Origin of the sequence: Ruegeria sp. ANG-R, assembly GCF_000813985.1 — a bacterium.
In the GTDB taxonomy this organism is placed as follows: Bacteria; Pseudomonadota; Alphaproteobacteria; order Rhodobacterales; family Rhodobacteraceae; genus Ruegeria.
This window is the reverse complement of record NZ_JWLJ01000019.1, coordinates 7,335-12,065: the sequence shown is the minus strand read 5'-3', so window position 1 is coordinate 12,065 and position 4,731 is coordinate 7,335. Positions and strand designations below refer to the sequence as shown.

The following is a 4,731-nucleotide window of genomic DNA, read 5'->3' as shown; positions in this document are numbered from 1 at the left end:
AATGCCTCCGCTTTTCACACGACTTCGTCCTTCTCGCCGGTTCGGGTATCTGCGATATCCCCCATCCTATCAGGATGTCATAGTTTTGCTGACAGAGTGCGGCATCAAGGTGACCTAATCGACCGTGTTTAACTGAGTGCGCCATGTCGGTCTTGAACCGACCAAAAGAACCAAAGGTCCTCTCTGGCTGCAAATTTCGCCTTGAAGGTAAACAGAAAATGGCCTCCGAAATACGGGAGGCCATTAAAAAGTTTAATGTGCGCGTACCTCTATTCGGCTGGCATAGTCTTTGCCTCGGGCGAGATTGTTGTTGCGATGCCAGCTGCTTCGCGCCGCCCATCATTCCAGATTGCTTTGATCAACGCGATGCACATCAGCGACATTACAATAGAGAAGGGCAAGGCACCTATCACCATGGCGGTCTGAATCGCCCCGGTACCACCGGAGACCAGCAAGCCCCCGACCACAAGCGCCAGTGCTGCTCCCCAAAACATGATATGAGGTCTTGCTTTGGGGCCTTCGTCGCCAGCCGCATTGATCGTATTCACGATCAGCACGGCCGAGTCGGCAGATGTGACAAGAAAGGTCATCAGCAAGACAACGATCACAGCGGCCATTGCCCACGCCAACGCTTCTGCGATCGGAGCAAGCATGTGTTCCGTCATTGCGAAGATCTTATCGCCGTTCGCCGCATCCAGGATGACGCCATTTGCGTCTCCGTTCAGTTCGAGGTCGATGGCCGTGCCACCAGCCCAGGCGAACCAGACAAAGCACATCAGCGCGGGAACAATCATTGCGCCAAGTACGAATTCACGGATCGTGCGACCACGGGAAATCCGGGCCAGAAACAAACCGACAAAAGGTGCAAATGCGATCCACCAGGCCCAGTAGAATACCGGCCACCAACCCTGCCACTGCGCCAGAAGGAATGCTTCCGACCCCTCAACTCCATCTGAGGTGTATACGTTGAAGCTCAGCCATGGCAGCGCGACCACATAGTCCCAGATGCCTACGAAGAACGCTTTGGCGCCAAAGAATGTTGCACCGAACAGGATGAAGAACCCGAGAAGGAAGATCGACAGGCCCATATTGATGTTCGACAGCCATTTGATGCCTTTGCCAACGCCGGACAGAGCCGACAAGGTCGACGCGCCCATGATGACAAGCAGAGCGACGACGATACCCAAGTTTGTCGCAGAACCATCGGGTTGTGCGAGCCCACCGATACCGATGCGTGTGAGACCTGCAACGAACTGTTCAACACCGAAGCCGAGCGTCTGGGCTACCCCAAGAATAGTGGCAACAACGGCGACAATGTCGATCAGATGACCGAGGTTGCCCGACAGAGATTTACCAAACAGTGGGGTCAATGAGGAGCGGATCGTCAGCGGCAGTCCGCGACGGTAGCTGAAGAAAGCAAGCGCCAGGCCAGCTATCGCGTAACATGCCCACGCCCCGAAACCCCAATGCAGGTACGACCAGACATAAGCTGTTCGGACATTGTCGACGTCCAGAGCAGTCGTTACCCCCTGAATTACGGACGGGTTGTTTTTGAAATGCGCGACAGGTTCGGCGACGGCCCAAGTTAGCATACCGACACCGATACCCGCGCCAAACATCATGGAGAACCATGAAAAGTTTGAGAACTCTGGTTTCTCGCCCTCTATGCCAAGTTTCATACGTCCTGCGGTTGGCCACAAGGCCAGCCCAATACAGACAATGACAAAGCCGGTCACAACCCAGATATACCAAGCAGCAAACTGCGAAAGAATGGCAGCATTCCAGTCGCCAAGAATTCTACCAGCTTGTGTTGGCCAAACTATACACCAAACAACCAGCAGGCTGATGACAATCTTGCTGATCACTGTCACGTTAACACTGAACCCCCGGTAAAAACCGTTATCAGCGGTTTTTATCGGAAGTTCCGATAGTGGTGGTTTCATTGACACTTTTTCTTCTCCCTTTGATTCTCCACTTTATGCGTCGAGTGCGACAGGACCTTTCGGCCAACTGCAGCAGGCCAGCACATACCCTTGCTCGGTATCACCAGGTTGCAGGCCACCCATGTCCTGCATTTCGACATCGCCCTGAGTGAGGCGCACTTTGCAATTGCCGCAAACACCCTGCTGGCAGGCCGAGTCGATCCAGACCCCTGAGTTCAGCGCTGCCTCAAGCAGGGTCTCGCCCTCGGCGGCGTGACCATGCAGACCGCTGAGCGAGAAATAGACCTCACCCCCTGTGCCGGTACTTTCTTCGATGGTGATCTTCTCGCCAAAGCTCTCTTCGTGCACAGCAGCAAACGGGATGACCGAGGCCACGTCGCGCGCCGCTTTCATGAAGCCTTCGGGGCCGCACATGAAAATGCTGCGTTCGGCGTGATCGGATACGAGACGCTGCAGAAGATCAGCCGATATCTGACCGGTTTCGCCTGCAAACCCGTCTTCTGCCTCATCCACGATCATATGGACGTTCACATTGGCAAAACGCCGGTTTATAAACTCAAGCTGATCACGGAATATGATGTCTTTCGGAGAGCGCGCGAAATGCACAAAGACGATGTCTTTGGGCAAGGTCACGTCGGTGACATATTGCAGCATCGACATGACTGGGGTGACGCCCGAGCCACCGGACAGAAACAATGGTTTGTCGCTGGGGATATCAACCCAGTTAAAACCACCGGTGATATCGGCAATCTCGATCTCTGTTCCGGGTTCCATCTGATCATTCAGATAGTTGGAAACAATACCACCGGGTACTCGCTTGACGGTAACCTGAATGTTGTGTGGGCGTGTGGGTGTGGACGAGATCGAATAGGCGCGTACATGCTGCTTGCCCTCGATCTCGAAACAGAAGGTCACGTATTGGCCTGGCTTGAAGTCGAAGCTGCGGCTTTGCGTGTCTTCGAAGACAAATGTCTTGCTGTCATGCGTTTCATCGATCACCGCTTTGCAGGTCAAAGTGGCAGGCCCACCCACGTAGCAGGGTTGGTTGTTGGCTGAACTCAGGGAAAACGGACTGTCCGCCGCAACGAGCATCTTGCGAAACCTCCAGAATAGGGTTCGCGCGAGGATACTGGTGCGGAGGAACTGAAAAACGGTGCAGAATTGCGGTATCAATCGGATTGAGCGATTGATCGGTGTTGGATCAGCTCTTTGAACAGGGTGACGGCCTGCGCCACCAGTGGGTCATGACGTTTGCGTACATGCACGATGGAATAGATGGGCTGCGGGATCACCGGTGCATCTGTCACCCGTCGCAATGTCGAAAACTCAGCGCACAAAGCCGGGGCCGCAAAGCCGGGAAAATAAGCCGTTCCGCCGTTGGCTTTCAGGAAATCCAGCGCTAGGCCATCGCTGCCCACCGAAGTCGAACTTTGCGGTTGATCCGAAAACGCCTCGTCATGCTGGCGGTCAAAATAGGATGTGTAGGCCACCTGAATGTAGTGTGACCATTGAACGTCCTCGACATGGTCGCAATTGGTGGACAGCATCACATAGCTTTCGCTGCCCAATTCGCTGACAAACATGTCCGGCGCTTGCTGTGGGACAAAAACAATCCCAATATCGGTCTCGCCGGTCAGAACATCGCGCTGTATCTGTTGCGAGAAATTGGCCTCGAGATACAGGTCCAGATGCGGGTTCCTTTCCCGGACTACTTTTGTCCAGTCAATCAGCACGGATCGTGCCAAACTGAATTGAACCGATATTCGCAAGCGCTGTCTGTTGCCGCCGCCAGCTTCAACGTCGCGCCGCGCCAGGCTCCAGGCGGCCAACAGCGACCGGCAATGGGTTTCAAAACGCCGACCCGCAGCCGTGGGCTCGGCCCCGCCGCGCCCACGTTCGAACAGGCGTGTGTTCAACTCCTGCTCTAGCTGGCGGATGCGGGCGCTGACCGTGGATTGGGTCACATTCAGACGTTCGGCGGTACGGTTGAAATTCCGCGTTTCCAGAACATCCATGTAGGTCACTAACAGCTGGCGGTTCATTTAATCGGTAATCTCGATTGATAGACGAGTTTCAATTGCATTTATTTGCCAAAACTTCGTGGATATCAAGCGTCGCTGAACAAGATGAAAAGCCCGCCCTTTTGGCGCCAGCAACAGGAGAAGTTCATGTTCATCGTCGATTGCGACTGCCACAACTATTGGTGCAGCGCCACGGTTTTGGAACCGTACATGGAAGGTCTGTTCAAAGACATGTTTGTCCGTGGCGAGCGTACCGGCCCGCGCGGCGCCTTCCCCCACGGCCACCGCCCGTGGTTCCATCCCGAAGGTTTCGCCCGCCATGATGTGAACCCGGTCGAGGAAGACGACAACTACCTGATCATGAAAGAAAAGCACCTCGATAAATACAATATTGACGTAGCAATTCTGACTGGCGACGAACCGATCGAAGCCTCGACTCTGGCCAACCCTTATTACGCCAACGCGCTGTGCAAGGCCTATAACGACTACATGATTGACTATTGGCTTCCCAAGGACGAACGGTTCTGGGGTTCGATTGTGGTCGCACCGCAGGATCCGCATTTGGCCGCTGCTGAAATCCGCCGGGTTGGTGGGCATCCCCGTGTCGTTCAAGTTTTGGTGAGCCACGGCGCAGCGCGCCCCTATGGTGATCCGTTTTATCACCCGATCTATGAAGCCTGTGCCGAAATGGGCCTGCCATTCGCTATGCACCTCGGCGGACAGGGCGGCATCAACTCGACCCCCATTGGCGCCGGGCCGTCAACCTT

Annotated in this window: 4 protein-coding genes; 1 reads left to right on the top strand and 3 read right to left on the bottom strand. The window is 54.9% G+C overall.

Annotation, left to right across the window (positions count from 1 at the left end):
• Positions 1-269: 269 nt before the first annotated feature.
• The 3 genes from RA27_RS22260 to RA27_RS22250 form a co-directional block, all read right to left on the bottom strand.
• Positions 270-1,949: a BCCT family transporter gene (locus RA27_RS22260; protein ID WP_193746567.1), complete on the bottom strand. Its 1,680-nt coding sequence runs from the start codon at positions 1,947-1,949 to the stop codon at positions 270-272.
• Between the two features lie 27 nt (positions 1,950-1,976).
• Positions 1,977-3,035 (bottom strand): hybrid-cluster NAD(P)-dependent oxidoreductase, encoded by a 1,059-nt coding sequence (locus tag RA27_RS22255; protein ID WP_039544250.1) that lies wholly within the window; start codon positions 3,033-3,035, stop codon positions 1,977-1,979.
• Between the two features lie 77 nt (positions 3,036-3,112).
• A complete protein-coding gene (locus RA27_RS22250; protein WP_039544247.1) occupies positions 3,113-3,985 on the bottom strand; it encodes a LysR family transcriptional regulator in 873 nt (290 codons plus the stop codon).
• Positions 3,986-4,111: 126 nt separating this feature from the next.
• On the opposite strand from RA27_RS22250, the gene RA27_RS22245 reads away from it, so the two are divergent.
• On the top strand, positions 4,112-4,731 hold a 620-nt coding region (locus RA27_RS22245), incomplete at its 3' end, for an amidohydrolase family protein (protein ID WP_152610775.1).